The sequence below is a fragment of the Enterococcus columbae DSM 7374 = ATCC 51263 genome, from assembly GCF_000406925.1.
Taxonomy (GTDB): domain Bacteria; phylum Bacillota; class Bacilli; order Lactobacillales; family Enterococcaceae; genus Enterococcus_E; species Enterococcus_E columbae.
In genome coordinates this window covers 461,409-479,122 of record NZ_KE136347.1, presented here as the reverse complement: position 1 = coordinate 479,122, position 17,714 = coordinate 461,409, and the positions used below count along the sequence as shown (strand labels likewise).

General features: G+C 37.7%; 16 protein-coding genes. 1 reads left to right on the top strand and 15 read right to left on the bottom strand.

What is annotated here, in order from left to right:
* The first annotated feature begins 6 nt into the window (after positions 1 to 6).
* Positions 7 to 879, top strand: a complete 873-nt coding sequence (gene sdaAA / locus RK02_RS02320) for an L-serine ammonia-lyase, iron-sulfur-dependent, subunit alpha (RefSeq protein ID WP_016182630.1) — start codon at positions 7 to 9, stop codon at positions 877 to 879.
* Between the two features lie 80 nt (positions 880 to 959).
* Here sdaAA and argB read toward each other — a convergent pair whose 3' ends face one another.
* From argB to mutM, 15 genes are all read right to left on the bottom strand, one after another.
* A complete protein-coding gene (gene argB, locus RK02_RS02315) occupies positions 960 to 1,694 on the bottom strand; it encodes an acetylglutamate kinase (RefSeq protein ID WP_016182629.1) in 735 nt (244 codons plus the stop codon).
* A gap of 29 nt (positions 1,695 to 1,723) precedes the next feature.
* Positions 1,724 to 2,920, bottom strand: a complete 1,197-nt coding sequence (argJ, locus tag RK02_RS02310; protein WP_016182628.1) for a bifunctional glutamate N-acetyltransferase/amino-acid acetyltransferase ArgJ — start codon at positions 2,918 to 2,920, stop codon at positions 1,724 to 1,726.
* Between the two features lie 37 nt (positions 2,921 to 2,957).
* Complete coding sequence (argC, locus tag RK02_RS02305; RefSeq protein WP_016182627.1) at positions 2,958 to 3,983, bottom strand: N-acetyl-gamma-glutamyl-phosphate reductase; 1,026 nt, start codon at positions 3,981 to 3,983, stop codon at positions 2,958 to 2,960.
* A gap of 17 nt (positions 3,984 to 4,000) precedes the next feature.
* Positions 4,001 to 5,137 carry an acetylornithine transaminase gene (argD, locus tag RK02_RS02300; protein WP_016182626.1) on the bottom strand — a complete coding sequence of 379 codons (1,137 nt, stop codon included), beginning with the start codon at positions 5,135 to 5,137 and terminating at the stop codon, positions 4,001 to 4,003.
* 189 nt (positions 5,138 to 5,326) lie between these two features.
* A complete protein-coding gene (gene clpB, locus RK02_RS02295; RefSeq protein WP_016182625.1) occupies positions 5,327 to 7,927 on the bottom strand; it encodes an ATP-dependent chaperone ClpB in 2,601 nt (866 codons plus the stop codon).
* Positions 7,928 to 8,098: 171 nt separating this feature from the next.
* Positions 8,099 to 9,103, bottom strand: a complete 1,005-nt coding sequence (locus RK02_RS02290; protein WP_016182624.1) for an asparaginase — start codon at positions 9,101 to 9,103, stop codon at positions 8,099 to 8,101.
* Between the two features lie 87 nt (positions 9,104 to 9,190).
* On the bottom strand, positions 9,191 to 10,420 hold the full coding sequence (gene pepT / locus RK02_RS02285; protein WP_016182623.1) for a peptidase T: 1,230 nt from the start codon (positions 10,418 to 10,420) through the stop codon (positions 9,191 to 9,193).
* 18 nt (positions 10,421 to 10,438) lie between these two features.
* Positions 10,439 to 11,572: a Nif3-like dinuclear metal center hexameric protein gene (locus RK02_RS02280; RefSeq protein ID WP_016182622.1), complete on the bottom strand. Its 1,134-nt coding sequence runs from the start codon at positions 11,570 to 11,572 to the stop codon at positions 10,439 to 10,441.
* Positions 11,569 to 12,267 carry a tRNA (adenine(22)-N(1))-methyltransferase gene (locus tag RK02_RS02275; protein ID WP_016182621.1) on the bottom strand — a complete coding sequence of 233 codons (699 nt, stop codon included), beginning with the start codon at positions 12,265 to 12,267 and terminating at the stop codon, positions 11,569 to 11,571. The genes RK02_RS02280 and RK02_RS02275 overlap by 4 nt, the downstream gene beginning before the upstream one ends.
* 143 nt (positions 12,268 to 12,410) lie before the next feature.
* Complete coding sequence (dnaI, locus tag RK02_RS02270; RefSeq protein ID WP_016182620.1) at positions 12,411 to 13,340, bottom strand: primosomal protein DnaI; 930 nt, start codon at positions 13,338 to 13,340, stop codon at positions 12,411 to 12,413.
* Positions 13,341 to 13,342: 2 nt separating this feature from the next.
* Entirely contained in the window at positions 13,343 to 14,737 is a 1,395-nt protein-coding gene (locus RK02_RS02265; protein ID WP_016182619.1) for a replication initiation and membrane attachment family protein, read from the bottom strand.
* A gap of 17 nt (positions 14,738 to 14,754) precedes the next feature.
* Positions 14,755 to 15,222, bottom strand: a complete 468-nt coding sequence (gene nrdR, locus RK02_RS02260) for a transcriptional regulator NrdR (RefSeq protein ID WP_016182618.1) — start codon at positions 15,220 to 15,222, stop codon at positions 14,755 to 14,757.
* 299 nt (positions 15,223 to 15,521) lie between these two features.
* Complete coding sequence (locus tag RK02_RS02255) at positions 15,522 to 16,253, bottom strand: NADPH-dependent oxidoreductase (RefSeq protein WP_016182617.1); 732 nt, start codon at positions 16,251 to 16,253, stop codon at positions 15,522 to 15,524.
* A 12-nt stretch (positions 16,254 to 16,265) separates the two neighbouring features.
* The gene (gene coaE / locus RK02_RS02250; RefSeq protein ID WP_016182616.1) at positions 16,266 to 16,874 is read right to left on the bottom strand and encodes a dephospho-CoA kinase; all 609 of its coding nucleotides are present in this window, start codon (positions 16,872 to 16,874) and stop codon (positions 16,266 to 16,268) included.
* Positions 16,871 to 17,710, bottom strand: coding sequence for a DNA-formamidopyrimidine glycosylase (mutM, locus tag RK02_RS02245; RefSeq protein ID WP_016182615.1), 840 nt, complete (start codon positions 17,708 to 17,710; stop codon positions 16,871 to 16,873). Before mutM ends, coaE begins: the two co-directional genes overlap by 4 nt.
* Positions 17,711 to 17,714: the final 4 nt, after the last annotated feature.

The window sequence follows — 17,714 nt, the reverse complement described above, 5'->3', positions numbered from 1 at the left end:
TATTTTATGTTTTATACCATTCAAGATATTATTGAACAAAGTGCCAATTATTCCTCTGTAGCTGAATTAATGATTCAGACAGAGATTGAATTAACCGGGCGCGATAAAGAGCAGATTCTTGCCTTGATGCAAAAAAATCTAACCGTAATGAAACAATCCATTGAACAAGGGGTAGATGGCGTGCAATCCGTAACTGGTTTAACCGGCTATGATGCAACAAAATTAAATGACTATATCGAAAAAGGCGATTTCTACTCAGGTAAAACGATTTTACAGGCTGTGCGTAATGCAATTGCAGTCAATGAGGTCAATGCAAAAATGGGCTTGATTTGCGCAACGCCCACTGCAGGTAGTGCGGGGATTGTCCCCGGGGTATTGATGGCAGTCATCGATCGTTTGCAGTTAGATGAGCGTGCGCAACTTGACTTTTTATTTACGGCTGGTGCTTTTGGATTAGTTATTGCAAATAACGCTTCTATTGCCGGTGCAGAAGGTGGTTGTCAAGCTGAAGTAGGCTCAGCTAGCGCAATGGCTAGTGCAGCTTTGGTCTGTGCTAAAGGAGGATCCGCCTTACAAGCTGCCCATGCAGTTGCGATTACTTTAAAAAATATGCTTGGGTTAATTTGTGATCCAGTTGCTGGATTAGTGGAAGTTCCTTGCGTGAAACGCAATGCATTGGGCGCTTCACAAGCGATGATTTCTGCTGATATGGCCTTAGCTGGTATCCAAAGTGTGATTCCACCTGATGAAGTAGTTACCACAATGTACCGGGTAGGTAGACAAATGCCATCAATCTTTAAAGAAACAGCAGAAGGTGGGCTAGCTGTTAGTCCAACCGGGAAAAAACTTCAAGAAGAAATTTTACAACAAAAAAAATAAACGATAAATGGGCTTCTTTCATACCAGAACTGAGCTTACAAAGCTTAGCATCAAGGAAAGGATCGCTCATTTATCGCTTTTTAGGCGGTGATTTTTGTCCCCTGTGATTGAATTTGATTATTTATATTTACCTGCTGAACGCCAGATAAAATCGCTTTTTTGGCACTATTTAATTTAGGAATCATGCCACCAGAAATCACCTGCTCTTGCTTTAATTGATCTATCTGGTGAATTGACACTTCTTTAAGCCAGTTTTCATTCTTTTTAATTCCAGGAACATCGGTTAATAAAAACAATTGATCAGCTTTAAGGCTAGCAGCAATTTGACAAGCGGCTTCATCAGCATTGATATTTAACCACTGCCCACCTTTCGTCACGCCTAAAGGTGCAATAATTGGAATTTGCTCTTTTTCAACCGTTTTAGTCAATAAATGATGATTAATATGTGTGACCTGGCCTACATAACCAAATTTTTGTGCATCAATCATTTCACCTTCGATTAAACAATCAAAACCCGCATGCAAGCTAATCGGATGAAAACCTTCTTTTTGAAAAAGGCTAGCTAACAATGGTTGAACTTGCCCGAGTAAAACCATCCGTGTAATCTCTAAGGTTTTTAAATCAGTGACACGTAGTCCCTCTTTCATTTGCTTTACAAGGCCAAAATGCTCCATCATTTCGGTAATATAATGTCCTCCCCCGTGTACGATATACACTTGTGTCCCTTCTTGCTGCCATTTTCGAATTGTTTGGAAAAAGGCCGCATCTAAATTTTTAGAAGCGATCCCTCCCATTTTAATCACGATTTTTTTCATATAACCGACTCCTATTCACAAATAACCTTTTATGTATGATATAAAGCATTAATTTTTACATAATCATAAGTAAGATCGCAACCCCAAGCCTGCCCTACTGCCTCACCTTGCGCTAAAATCACTTGAATTTTCACTTCATCTGTTGCTAAAGCCTCACTTAATTTAGCTGCATCAAATAACGTAGGTTGGCCATTTTTAAAGACTAAGGTCTCAGCTAGATAAATTTGTACCTTTTCTGGATCAAATGCTACACCACTATAGCCTAACGCACATAATATTCTGCCCCAATTGGGATCTTGCCCAAAAATGGCACTTTTTACTAAACTCGAGCCGACAACTGATTTAGCTAGCATACGAGCATCCTGAGAATTTTTGGCACCAGTAACTATTGTTTCAATTAATTTGGTTGCTCCTTCCCCATCTTTAGCGATTGATTTAGCTAGGTCTGTTAAAACCTGCGCAAGTAGCTGTTTAAATTTAACATATTCGAGCGTGTCTTTTTGAATTTCTGGCATTCCCGATAATCCATTAGCCAGCACTAAAACCATATCATTCGTTGAAGTATCCCCATCAATAGTAATTTGATTAAACGTAATTTCGGTTAACTCACTGAGTAATTCCTGCAATAATGAACTAGAAATATTGGCATCAGTGGTAACAAAGCCTAACATAGTGGCCATATTCGGATGAATCATTCCTGAGCCCTTCGCACAACCTGCCATGATAACCTCAAACTGATTAAACGTTTCTCGATAGACACTTACTTTTTGACAAGTATCCGTTGTTAGAATGGCTTCTTGAAAGGCTTGAGGTTCTTTGTCTTGCTTAGCTTGTAGTAACTCAATGCCGGCTTTTACTTGAACCATGGGTAAGGCCTGCCCGATAATCCCAGTTGAAGCTACCGCAACATCATCAGCGGAAATAGCTAAGGCCTTGGCAGCTAATTGACACATCTCTTTAGCATCCGCAAAGCCTTGTTGCCCTGTACAAGCATTGGCATTACCTGAATTAATAATAATTGCTTGTAGCTTTTGCTGCTGTATTTTTTCTTTGGTCACAATCACCGGTGCGGCCTTTACCTGATTCGTTGTAAAAACACCGGCCACGCTTGCTTGTTTTTCAGAATACAACCAGCCAATATCTTTTTTCTTTCTTTTTAAACCACAATGCAGGCCATCTGCTACAAAACCTTTAGGACTTGCAATTGTACCATCTATTTTTTTCATCGAACAAAACCCCTTTTACCTAACTTAACTTCACGACTTATGGAAAAATTGGCAGCTGCATTAGCCCCGTTGTTTGGGGCAATCCTGCCCATAAATTAAAATTTTGAATAGCTTGACCACTGGCACCTTTGATTAAATTATCAATCACTGCCACGACGGTCAGAATTTTCGTTGTTTCATTATAAGCAAAACCGATATCACAATAATTGGAACCAATGACCTGTTGTAGCTGTGGCAACTGGTTTACTGGTTGCATCCGTACAAATGGTTGGTCTTGATAGGCTTGCTGATAAGCCTGCTTGACTTCCTCCATGCTTTGGTTAGCAGCTAAACGTAAATAGGCTGAGATAAAAATGCCTCGTTTCACTGGAATTAATGAGGTCGTAAAATGTAGATGCTGTAAATTTGGTGCCCATTGCTGCAAAAATTGGACGATTTCTGGAATATGTTGATGCTTATTTAACTTATACATTGACATATTTTCAGCAACATTTACGTAATGACTGCTTTGTGTGAGCTTTTTACCAGCACCAGATAATCCCGATTTGGCATCAATAATAATTGATTCTAAATCAATCACTTGATTTTTGACTAGCGGAGCCAATAAAAGATTCGTTGCAGTCGCATAACAACCTGGATTTGATAGTAAATTCCCTTTTTTATCAACAAATTCCGGTAATGCATAAATTGCTTGATCTAAAATTTGCTCTTCGGCAGCTGGTCGTTGATACCAAGTTTCATAAAGTTCTTGTTTTCGTAAACGTAAATCGCCAGACAAATCAATAACTAGGAAATTTTTTTCTACAAACGGAGCAACCAAGTCTTTGGTAATGCCGGCTGGAGTGGCAAAAAAGACTAAATCATTCTTTTCCATAATTTTTTTTGCATCAAAAGTTTCAATTAGCGCATTTAATCCAGATAAATGTGGATAAATATCACTTAACTCGACTGTTTCATTTTCGCTACGATGAATACTCCCCAAGGTTAGATAGGGATGTTGTTGTATTAAGCGAATCAGCTCAATACCGGTATACCCCGTGACTCCGACAATTGCTGCTTTCATTTATTCCTCACTACTTTCTATCCTGCCAAAACTTCTTCGATAATTTCTAAGGCTTTTGCTACCTCAGCTTGGCTAATGGTTAATGGTGGTAATAATCTTAAAACATTTTTACCTGCTCTTAATGTTAGTACACCATGCTTTTCTAATTGATTCATTACTTGCGTTAATACAAGGCTATCAGTTAATTCAATGCCAATCATCAGGCCTTTCCCACGAATGTCGATGATTTTCTTTGATGAAATTTGCTGCAAGCCGTTAAAAAATTGAAGACTACGTTGTTGAATATTTTCTTGAATCTCAGGTGTCTGTACTAAATCCAATACTTGACAAGCCACACTTAACGCCAATGGATTGCCGCCAAAGGTACTTCCATGACTTCCTGGAGAAAAGGTTTGTGCTAAAGATTGTTTACCTAGCATCGCGCCAAGTGGTAAGCCATTAGCTAAGGCTTTTGCACTGGTAATAATATCTGGTTCAATATCATACTGCTCATAGGCAAACAAGCTACCCGTTCGACCAATGCCTGTTTGTACTTCATCAACGATAAATAAAATGCCTTGTTTTTTACACAATTTATAAAGTTCCTTAATCCACCCTTTGTAAGCAACATGAATCCCGCTTTCACCTTGAATTAGTTCCACGATAACAGCTGCTACTTCTTGATTTAAGTTGTCAGCAATCTCTTCAATATCGTTAAATGGAAAATAAGCAACCTCACCTAGCATTTCACCAAACCCTTGTTGAATACTACTTTGACCAGTTAAGCTCATTGCTCCATAAGTTCTACCGTGAAAGGATTGGTGAAAGCTAAGAATTTTATTACGACCTGTCGCTTTTTTGGCTAATTTTAAAGCAGCTTCATTGGCTTCTGTCCCGCTATTACAGAAAAAAGCAACATAATCTTTATGATTCGCTAATTTTTCAGCAACAGCCTCTTGCAAGCTGTTTGTATATAAATTAGAAGTATGCCAGATTTTATCTACTTGCTGCTTTAAAGCTTTCGTTAATAGTGGATGTTGATGTCCCAAGCTTGATACACCAATGCCACTAGTTAAATCTAAATATTGTTTACCAGATTGATCTGTAACCATGCAGCCTTTTCCGGAAACTAACTCGATTGGTTTTCTTTGATAATTCGGAAATAAAAAGGTCATAATGAACACCCCTTCGTTATTATGTGTATAAATATACAACTTTTATACATTGTTTTCAAGAGGTTTAATGAATATTTTTTCACTTTTATCTAAAAATACCTAATATTTTAAATAAAAATGCTTTTTAAACATAAAAAAACAAGCGACACCCTACAGATATCACTTGTTTTATGATTAAATATTCAATTATTAGCTAATTGGTTCAGTAAGAAAGCTTAATTGTTGATTTTGCACTTCGACCGTGACGATGGTTTGTGGTAAGATTTTACCCGCAATAATCTCTTTAGCTAAAGGCGTTTCAATCTCTCTTGTAATATACCTTCTCAAAGGTCTTGCACCATAGGCTGGCTCATAGGCTTGTTCGGCAATATACGTTTTTGCTTCATCACTGATTTTTAAGACAATCCCTTGTTTTTCCAAACGTTGTGATAATTGTTGGATAATCTTATCTACAATGCCTTTAATGTTTGCTAAGCTTAAAGGAGTAAATAAAATTGTATCATCAATTCGATTAAGGAACTCTGGTTTAAAATGTGCCTTAAGCAATTGCATTACTTGATCACTAACTTCTTCGCTAATATTGCCTTCTTCACTAACACCTTCCAATAGCAATTGCGAACCAATATTAGAAGTCATAATCAAGACCGTATTCTTGAAATCAACGACCCGACCTTTTGAATCCGTTAAGCGACCATCGTCTAATACTTGTAACAAAATATTAAACACATCTGGATGCGCCTTTTCAATTTCATCAAGCAAAATGATGGTATATGGATTCCGACGAACCGCTTCTGTTAATTGTCCGCCTTCTTCATGACCAACATAGCCTGGAGGGGCACCAACTAAACGGGAGACGGCATGTTTTTCCATATATTCACTCATATCAATCCGAACCATATGATCTTCAGAATCAAATAAGTTTTCGGCTAAGGCTTTGGCTAATTCTGTTTTACCTACCCCGGTTGGTCCTAAAAATAGGAAGGAACCTAAAGGACGATTTGGATCTTGCAAGCCAGCTCTTGAACGTAAGACCGCATCACTAACTGCATCAACCGCTTCATTTTGCCCGATAACTCGTAGGTGAAGGGTTTCATTTAGTTTTAAGAGTTTTTCACGTTCGCCTTCAACCAATTTTGTAACTGGAATCCCGGTCAAACGCCCCACAACAATCGCAATTTCGTTTTCAGTCACTGATTCTTGCACCATCCGTAAAGTATCCGGTTGATTTTTAGCTTCTAAGTCAGCTAATTCTTTTTCTAATTGCGGAATGGTTCCATGTCTTAACACAGCAGCTCGTTCCAATTCATAATTGTTTTCAGCATCCTCTAATTCATGACGTGCTTTTTCAAGCTCCGCACGTTTATTAGAAACAGCATTTACTTCTTCTTTTTCAGTTTCCCATTGTAATTTCATCGCATTGGCTTCTTCACGTAAATTAGCCAATTCTTCTTGTAGATTAGTCAGACGTTTTTTCGAAGCATCATCTGATTCTTTTCTCAAAGCTGCTTCTTCGATTTCTAATTGCATCAAGCGACGCATTACTTGGTCAAGCTCAGTCGGCATCGAATTCATTTCTACTCGAATATTGGCACAGGCTTCATCGACCAAATCAATTGCCTTATCTGGTAAAAAGCGATCGGTAATATAGCGATCAGATAAGGTTGCGGCTGCGACCAATGCATTATCATGAATATTTACTCCATGGTGAATCTCAAAGCGTTCCTTTAAGCCACGCAAAATAGAAATTGTATCCTCTACAGTTGGCTCTTTAACCAAAACTTTTTGGAAACGTCTTTCTAACGCCTTGTCTTTTTCCATATATTGACGGTACTCATCTAGTGTCGTCGCACCAATTGTGTGTAATTCTCCACGTGCAAGCATCGGCTTTAATAAGTTTCCTGCATCCATACTGCCTTCTGTTTTACCCGCGCCAACAATATTATGAATTTCATCGATAAACAAAATAATTCGTCCATCTGATTTTTTTACTTCATCTAACACAGCTTTTAATCGCTCTTCAAATTCTCCTCGATACTTAGCACCTGCGATTAATAAGCCCATATCTAGCGAATAGACGGTCTTATCTTTTAAATTATCTGGTACATCTTTTTTGACAATTCGTTGTGCTAATCCTTCTACAATCGCGGTCTTCCCTACCCCAGGCTCACCAATTAAAACTGGGTTGTTCTTTGTTTTCCTAGATAAGATACGGATGACATCACGAATTTCTTCATCACGCCCGATAACCGGATCCATCGTACCAGCTTTTACTTTTTGCACTAAGTCAACCCCATATTTTTCTAAGGCTTTGTATTGTTCTTCTTGATTTTGTGAGGTCACACGATCACCTCCTCGCATTTGTTCAATGGCAGAACGGACCTCTTTTTCAGTAATTCCTTGTTTATTTAAATATTGGCATAAAGCTTGATGTTTTAATTTCATCAAAGCCAGTAAGACTATTTCCGTTGATAAAAACTCATCTTTAAATGATTCTCTTAATTGATCAGCTTCAACTAATAATTGATATAAAACTTGGCTAAAATTTTGTCCATAGCGAACATTGCCACCAGATACAACCGGTAAAGTATCTAGTTGATGATCAATTTCACTTTCAAAGGCATCTACATTAACACCTAAATCAGTATAGAAATTTCTTCCAAAATGATTGGGTTGTAATAAACTCTTCCATAAGTGGGCAACATCGATTTCCTGATGCTTTCTTGTCATTGCAATTTGCTGCGCTTGGGCAATTGCCTCTTGCAAAGTTGTGGTCATTTTTTCAATATTCATAGCAATTCCTCCTTGCTTTTTATTGAATACATGCATAGTATATACCTATGGTCAGCATTGGTCAAACAAAAAGTTAGCACTCTATTCTTTAGAGTGCTAACTTTAATTTTTCTTAACTATTACATAAACAATTATATCACTTGTGTACTTTTATCACAAAAGATAACCTAACTAACGATTGGGAGTCATCAAAATATCATAATTTACCACATCATAAAAGCTTTGGCGCATTTGTTCAATGGTCTCAAACCGTGCCATCAACCACATTAACTTAGTGACCACACTTTCAAAGGTCATATCATAAGCTTCTAGCAATTGAAAATCTTGTTTGACCTTTTTACCTACTTCATAGATTGTCATATCACTACCCTCATTGGCTACCTGAGAGACCACCACGACTAAACGTTCATTTTGATATTTATGCATCAACTGATAAAAGGTTGACAATAAATTTTCAGGAATACCACCTACGCCAAAACTTTCCAAAATAATGCAACGAAAATGTTCAAAGGCAAAGGTTAATATCTTTTCATCTAGACCTGGCGTTAGCTTTAAGGTAAGTAAATCTTGCTTTAGTCCATTATAAAAAGTGACTGCTTGTGGAAATGATTGATTTGGAATATAACGGATAATTTGTTGGTCTAAAATAACGGCTAAATATGGAAAATTAATACTAGTAAAGGCATTATAGCTTTTTGCGCGCACTTTTTTTGCACGTGTACCAGCAATCACCTTACCATCAAAAACAATGACTACATCATTCGATCGATCATCGCTTGCATAAACAAAACTATCCAGCAGGTTCACCTTAGCATCTGTACTATCCATATCAATCGGCTTTTGTGAACCAGTTAGGACAATCGGCTTGCTTGAATGTTGGATTAAATAAGAAAGCGCAGCTGCTGTATAAGCTAAGGTATCTGTACCATGACAAATGACAAAGCCATCATAAAAGTCATAGTGTGTTTTTATTGTTTGAGCCAATTTCTCCCAATTAGCTGGCTGCATATTGGTACTATCTATATTAAATAATGCCAGAGTCTCTACCTTACAAATGGTTTTTACTTGCGGAATAAAGCTTAATAACTCCTCTGCACTAATACCTGGCGCTAATCCGTGCTGCATCTTTTTAGAAGCAATCGTTCCACCGGTTGTAATCATCAATATTTTTTTCATGCTTTTCCCCTTATCAAATAAATAAAGTATCATAAAAATAGCGAGTGTGCTTCAATCTGACGTTTCGCTACACTCGCTATCAATCTTTTATTTAGCGTTTAATTCAGCAATTTTAACAATTACATCGGTTGCTTTTTGCATCGCTTGTAAGGAAACAAACTCAAAACGTCCATGCATATTTTCCCCACCAGCAAAAATATTTGGTGTTGGAATACCTAAATAAGAAATTTTTGAGCCATCCGTTCCCCCACGAACCGGTTCGATAATTGGCTCAATTCCAAGCTCTTCCATTGCTTTTTTCGCTAATTCAACAATACTCATATCCTTTTCAATGACTTCTCGCATATTATAATATTGATCAAACAAATGAAGAGATACACGTTCTTGATCATATTTAGCATTGAATTTAGCCACTAAATCAACAATAAATTGCTTGCGTGCTTCAAATTTTGCACGATCATGATCACGAATGATATAAGACACTTGCGCTTCTTCCGGTGTACCAGCAAAACCATGTAAGTGATAAAAGCCTTCATAGCCTTCTGTATGCTCAGGCACCTCTGTTTTGGGAAATTCATTTTGAAAATCAATCGCCATTTGAATGGCATTAATCATCGTATTTTTAGCTGTACCAGGATGCACATTTTTTCCATGGAAGGTTACATCAGCTTGCGCAGCATTGAAGGTTTCAAACTGTAATTCACCAACAGGGCCCCCATCCATGGTATAAGCAAAATCAACATCAAAGCCTTTTGCATCAAATTTATCTGCACCCACACCGATTTCTTCATCTGGACCAAAGGCAACTCGAATTTTTCCGTGTTTGATTTCCGGATGTTGAATTAAAATTTCCATTGCTGTCATAATTTCAGCAATCCCTGATTTATCATCCGCACCAAGTAAAGTTGTGCCGTCAGTAGTAATAAGGGTTTGGTTGACATAATTTTTTAGATTGGGAAAATCTGCCACATTTAGTGTATATTTTCCATCTTTATCTAATTGAATTGTTGACTGACCATCATAATTTTCGACAATCTGCGGGTTAACATTGGTAGCATTAAAATCAGCTGTATCCATATGAGCAATAAAACCAATGGAACGGACTGCTTTATCCGTATTACTTGGCAAGGTTGCTGTTACAAAGCCGTTTTCCTCGTTATAATGTACCTCTTGCATCCCTAATTCTTTTAATTCCTTAGCCAATTCATGAGCAAAAGCGACTTGTGTTTGCGTTGAAGGGGTGGTAGTACTAGTATGATCAGAACGTGTTTCTGTTTGAACATATTTTAAAAAACGTGGTAATAAATTTTGATACATAATCAACACTCCTATTTTTTAGATAGTCATAAACGGATTGGTATCCACCTTAGAAGCCAAAAAATCTACTTCCCAATGGTATTGTTTTTGCCAATCAATAAATTTTTCTAGTAATTTTTCTACAAATAATACTTCAATATGATGTCCAGGGTCAAGGGTTATCAATTGATTTGCCTGTAAATCGTGCGCAGTATGATAGTATACATCACCGGTGATAAAAACATCTGCACCTTTTTGTAAGGCTTCACGATAAAATTTTTCGCCACTTCCTCCACAAATTGCGACCGTCTGAACAGCTTGTTGCCAATCGGCTTGCTTTGGTGGCAAGATTACGCGCAGATGTTCTAAGCCAAAGACTGTTTTGACTCGTTGACAAAAATCCGCAAGCGTTTCTGGTTGGGCTAGTTTTCCTATCCGACCAATGCCGTAATTTTGACTACTAGCCGAAAAAGGGGCTAAATCAAAAATATCATAGGCGGGCTCTTCATAGGGATGGACTTGTTTTAGAGTAGCTAACACAGTCGGCATCAAAGTATTTTTAACTAAAAATTCAATGCGTTCCTCTTCAACAGCCTCAGCTTGATTATTTGCACCAATTGTCGGATTCGCCCATTCATTTGGTGTAAAACGCCCAATTCCACTTGAAGTAAAGCTCGTTGCTTGATAATTTCCTTGAAGTCCTGCTCCGACAGCTCCTAAAGCTATGCGCAGCTGCTCAGCATGCGATTGGGGTACATAGACCACTAATTTTTGCTCATTAAATGCATGCGTCAAAGATAAAAAGTCAGTAACCTGTAAAGCTAATCGCTCACAGAACCAATCATTCAGACCATCAGGCACGATATCGATATTCGTATGTGCGACATAAACGGCAATATCATGTTGGATTAGATCTAAATACATCGCACTTTGCGCTGTTTGATCGGTAAGCGCCTGAATTGGTTTAAAAATTGGTTGATGTTTTGCAAAAATTAAATCTACCCCTAAATCAATTGCTTCCTGGACTACCTCAGGCCGGACATCTAGGGTAAATAGCACTTTTTGAATATCCCGATCCATTCGACCGATTTGTAGCCCACAAAAATCACCCTTCATCGACATAGAAGGTGGACAATAGCTTTCAAAAACAGCTAAAAGCTCTTTTAACTTCATGATTCCACCACCTCTTTAATCCAAGCAATCTGCTGATTTAATTCAGCGATTTTTTCAGAATGCGCATTTTTCGATTGGGCTAGCTGCTCTTTGACCTTTAGACGTTGGTTTAATTCCCTATGCCATTTTTTCAGAAAAATTGGATTTATCTCACGCATTAAATAAGGACCAAACATCAGCTCTTTTGCTGTCAATTTCACCACTTGCGCAAGCTTTTCTGCTACGATAATCTCATATATTTTCTGATTTTCTTCTAAAATTTCTTCAGCAATAATCGTGTAATCATGCTGGATTAACCAATCTCTTAGGGTTGCTTCCCCAACATTTGGTTGTAAAATCAATCGTTCACGACCGGTCAGATGATTTTGGCCTTCTTCTAAAATTTGACGAATTAAGGTTCCACCCATCCCACAAATCGTTACCGTATCAATTTGATCTGACTCTTCAATTGCTTTTAAACCATTGGCAAGTCGAACCGTAATCTTATCTGTAAGCTTATTTTTTTTCACTTGCTTACAGGCCGATTCATAAGGTCCCTGTACCACTTCACCCGCTACGGCATATTGAATTTTTTTCTGCAGCATCAAAGCTACTGGTAAATAGGCATGATCAGAGCCAATATCAGCTAAACGAGCATGATCAGGGACAAAATTGCCCACTTGTTCTAGACGTAAAGACAAAGCTTGTTCGTTCATACGCACTTTCCCTTCTAAAGAATAAATTTATCTTATATTATAACACAACCGGCCTAAGCATTAGGAAACAAAACCATTTTTAAGGCCAGTCAATAAGAAAAACCCCTACCTTTATACAAAATAGATGGTTTTTCGATCATTATTTATTTAGGATTTCGTCGATTTTCACCTGACATCAAAATTTCTCGGCTCAAATAACGTATCCTCTCCATAATTCGCATCGCTTTAATCGGTTCTTGATCGCCTTTTTGCGAAACCGTTAGATGCCGCTCTAGCTCAGCCATCGAGAAATTAGAACTAAAGAAAGTTGGCAGCATTTCTTGCATACGATGCTGCAAAATAACCCCCAAAATATCGTCTCGAATCCAACTACTCATCGCATCGGCACCAATATCATCAATCATCAAAATTGGCGCATTTTTTACCTGATTTAACTGTTGCGCTAAAGTATCCTTACCAATCGCTTGCTTCATTTCTACAGCAAAGGTTGGAAAATGTACAATCATCGTTTGGTAACCATCTTCAGCCAATCGTTTGGCGGTTGCACCTAGTAAATAGGTTTTCCCTACACCAAAACCACCAACTAAATACAAACCTGGATGATATACCTTAGCATTTGGCTGATAATGCTTCACAAAATCAGCTACAGCAATTAAAGCATCGGCACGACCAGGTGTATTTTCAAAAGCAGCAAAGCTTGCTTCTTTAATCATCTTTGGCACAAAAACTGTTTGAATGCGTTCATTAATTTTCTCTTGATTTTTCTTAGCTAATAGTTCATCAGTTGGTACATAAGTCACTTCTATAGTATGATGATGCAATTGCAGCTTTGGCTCATAACCAGGGGCAATCATCGTCGGATCATTATGTAAGAATTTTTCTTTTTGTTGAACATATTCATATAATTGCGCATAACTTCTTTGAATATCATTTTCAGTTAAACGAGAGGCATTTTGTTCAAGGAAGGCCTGAATTTCAGGATTTTCATTAATTTTTTTGACCATTTGTTCATATTCTTGGTAATAGTTTTTTTGATGTAACAAATGAGCCATATTCTTGCCAATATCTTGCATGACTAATCCTCCTCTCTTTTACGTAATGCTTCCAAGGCCTTTTGTGTTGCTGCTGATTTTTCAGCATCTACCGCTGCTACCTTGGGATTTTTCATCCAGTCAGGAATCACCTCTTGCCGGATATTTTTTGAATAATTTGCCGTTTTCTTCGTTTGTTCACTCTTTTGGCGCTTATCCTTGGCCTCCTTGACTAATTGGCGGACATGGAGAATGGCCTGTTCAGGTGTAGCAATCTTTTGTTGAGACCAATCTGTAGCAATCCGATGAACAAACTTAGACTGTAAAACCGAATGATTTTGTATCACCAACGCATAATGGATCAACACATTAATCACGGCAGGTGCTAATGGACTTTGCGCTAATAAATCGCGAATAATCCACGTTTCATCTTTGGTCACATAGCTATTTTTCGCCTGTTTGATGGATTCTAAAAAAGTCATCGGCGGATATAATTCGCTTGACTCAATAATCTCCCAATCTTGTAAACTAAAACCTTGCTTAAGTAAACGCTCTTTACGTAGTGCCTGCTGTCGATCGGTATCCACTTCAGCCGATAAGTTCGACTGACTTGGTTTAGCCGACTGTTGCCGTTGATTACTTAAAATCAACTGTTCCAAGGCTTTTTCATCAATTGTTCCATCCACAAGCTGTACAACCTGACGCATATATTCAACTAAAGTTAACTCATCTAAACCATACATCACATGATATAAAGCGAGCTTTTCACAAAAATCAGGCGTAAATACTTTTTTATCAATATATTGCTTTTGAGCTAATTGGAATAAAAATGGCCAATCCAAAGCCTTTTCAATATCTAACTGTACACTCTTACCCGATGTGGATAGTTCGTTAGCTTGATGTTGTTCTTTTGTTTTCTCTAATTTCGGCAGAGCTTGGATAAACCGCTCATTTTCCACCCGAAAAACATCTAAAAAGCTATGGGTCACCTCAGTATAGCCAGCTAAAGAAACCTGTCGATTGGCAAAACGCTTGCTTAACTGCGCAAAGATACGCTCCCCTACTCGACTCAGTAACATAAAGCTTAGAATTTCATCTTTAAAAAAATCACTTGGTGCTAGAGGCTCTTGTAATTGGTAAAAATATTTTTGTCCTTCTAACTCCTCATCTTTAAGATACACATTTAATAAGCCGATTCCCTCAAGCTGCAGGCGATGCGCTTCAACCTGTTGGATGCCTTCATCTAGCATTTCACACAGATCCACATGTAACTTCTCTTGGCGAATCGCCTCCTCACTTTCAGCCAACAACAGTTGATATAGATGAATCGCTTGACTGCCAATAATCGGTTGATATAAATAGGTTAAGCTCGCTAAGCCAAAAGAAGAAATTGGACTGGCCTTAAACACTGAATAAATTTGATTAGGTAATAAAGCCACAAAAACCCTCCTTCACTTTACTTAGGTTGTTTCGCTTTATCTACAATTTGCTGCAATTCTTCTAAAAACACTGACATATCTTTGAATTGGCGATAAACACTAGCAAAACGAATATAAGAGATTTCATCAACCTTCGCTAAATCCTCCATCACATATTCGCCAATAATTTCAGTGGATATTTCATTTAAGCCTTTTTCACGCACACGACGTTCCACATTATCAACAATCTTTTCCATTTGCTCCATCGCAACTGGACGTTTTTCGGCCGAACGAATCAAACCACGTAATATTTTTTCACGATTAAATTCTTCTCGAACGCCATTTTTCTTAATCACTAATAAAGGGGCTTCTTCGATTCTTTCAAACGTCGTAAAACGTTGACCACAACTTTCACACTCTCGTCTTCTTCTAATTGCTCGACCATCATCAGCCTGACGACTATCAATTACACGAGAATTTTGATGATGACACTTTGGACATTGCATATTATCACCCCAACTTCTTTTTCCTATATTATAACACGGTTACTAAAAAAGATTAAAGGTAAAACACGATTTTCGCAATTAAATTCCACAAATAAATATGAATCTATCAACAAATTAAACCAGATTTTTCCCTAATTAACTAGCTAGTTGGAAAATTCACCTCAGCGTTTGAAAAAAATCTTAACAGTTTTCATTTTTAGCTAACAAGTCACCCTTCATTTTTTAGAGCTAATCGACTGACTTCAAAAAAATACGAACACCGTTTATCGTTCAAATAAACAGCATTCGTATAAAAATATTTATAAATCAAATCCTTGTTCTTTTAAGAACCTTGCAAATTCTGGGCGGCGAACTTCACTAAAGAAATCGAGATCTTTTTCAGTCCAAGTAATATTGGCTTGATGACTATTACGGTTTTGATAATATTGACTGGTTTGTTCATCATAATTAGCTAAATTGGTTATCTCATCTATCTTATAACTATCCATCGAAACTAGATTATTTAAAGGGAGTCTAGGCTTAGGATCATTTTTCTCATTTGGATAGCCAATGGATAAAGCAAATAACGGAACAGTCAGCTTAGGCAGATTTAGCAACTCTTTTACTTTAAATAAATCATTACGAATCCCACCGATATAACAAATCCCTAAACCTAAACTTTCAGCTGCTACACACATATTTTGGGCCGCAATCGTTGCATCAACAATCGAAACGACAAACGATTCGGTATTCGTCAACGGTGCCAAATCCCGATGGTGTTTTTCAAGCTGCGCAGCATGACGATATAAATCAGCCACAAAAACATAAACTAACGGCGCTTGATTCAAATGTCCCGAAAATTTTGTAATCTCAGCTAATTGCCTTTTTTTCGCTTGATCCCCGATTTCAATAATTGAATAAGCTTGGACAAAATTTGAGGTTGAACCACTTTGGGCAGCCAGCAATAATTCTTGTTTAATTTCAACAGGAATTGCTTTTTTTTGATAGTTTCTTACTGAAACATGGTGCTTCATTTGCTCAATAGTATGCATCAATTTCACTCCTCACCTAGATTTTCTAATAAATTTACGGTCTGTTAACCATTGTTCCACTTGTTTGATCGTTTGTTCAAGCGTCTGACTATTATCAAAAACTATTTCTGCCATTTGTTTTTTGATATCAATGGGTAATTGTGAGTGAATGCGCCTAATTGCTTGTTCACTTGTTAAATGATTTCGGGTCATCAAGCGATTGACTTGTTGATCTGGCGTACAATAAACTACTGCCACCTGATCCATCCACTCATCATAACCCTTTTCATACATTAATGGGATATCCACAACTACAAGCGAGTGTTCGGCCTGATATTGCTCGATTTGTCGTTTAATCTCAGCTTGTAGATAAGGTGCTAACAATTCATCTAGCTGCTGACGTTTAGTAGCGTCATTAAACACAATATCCCCTAATTTTTTGCGATCTAAGTGACCTTTTTCATCAATAATTTGCTTTCCAAAGCAATCCACTAAGACTTTTAAGGCCGGTCGATTAGGCAATACGATTTCTCTTGCGATTAAATCAGCATCAACAATTGGGATTTCCAACCCTTTGATATAATTCACTACACTACTTTTTCCAGTGGCAATTCCACCAGTAATTCCTAATATAAAGCTCATTGTTGCTCACCTTTTTTAATCTGGCAAGTCGGACAAAGATGTGTTCCTCTTTGTTCGACTTTTATTTTAATAATTGGGGTTTGACACCTCACACAAGGTTGGCCAGTTTGACCATAAGCATTTAATTGCACTTGAAAATTCCCCGCATCGCCTAATGCATTGACATAGCTTCTAATCGTCGTTCCACCAGCTTCAACTGCGCGGTGTAGCACTTCAATAATCGCCTGATGTAAGACTTTGATTTCTGAATCTGTTAAAGCTTTCGCTAGAGTCTCCGGATGAATCTTCGCTTGCCACAAAGCCTCATCCACATAGATGTTGCCTAGACCAACCACTAATTGTTGATTTAACAATAAGGGCTTAATTTTTTTATGCGAAGCTTTTACTTTCGTAGCAAAAACCTCTAGGTCAAAATCAGCTACGGTTGGTTCAGGGCCAAGCTTTTTAGTCTCAAAATAAACAGAGACTTGTGATTTAGGGAGATAAGTCATTCGACCAAACTTACGTACATCTTGATAGTGTAGCTCCGTACCATCTGTAAAACGAAACACCACATGCTCGTGCTTATTAGGAGCCGTTTCCTGTTGATAGAAATGGTACTTCCCCTCCATTCGCAAGTGTGAAATAAGACAGCCCTCACTTAATTCAATAATTAAAAATTTGCCTCGTCTTAAAACCTGCTTGATCACTTGATTTTGTAGCTTAGTACAAAACACTTCAACCGCTGGACTTTCAATGATTCTCGGCCAAAAAACCTCTACCTGACGAATCGTTTTCGCACTTATCAATTGATTTAAGCCCTTGCGCACAGTTTCGACTTCTGGTAATTCTGGCATAGCT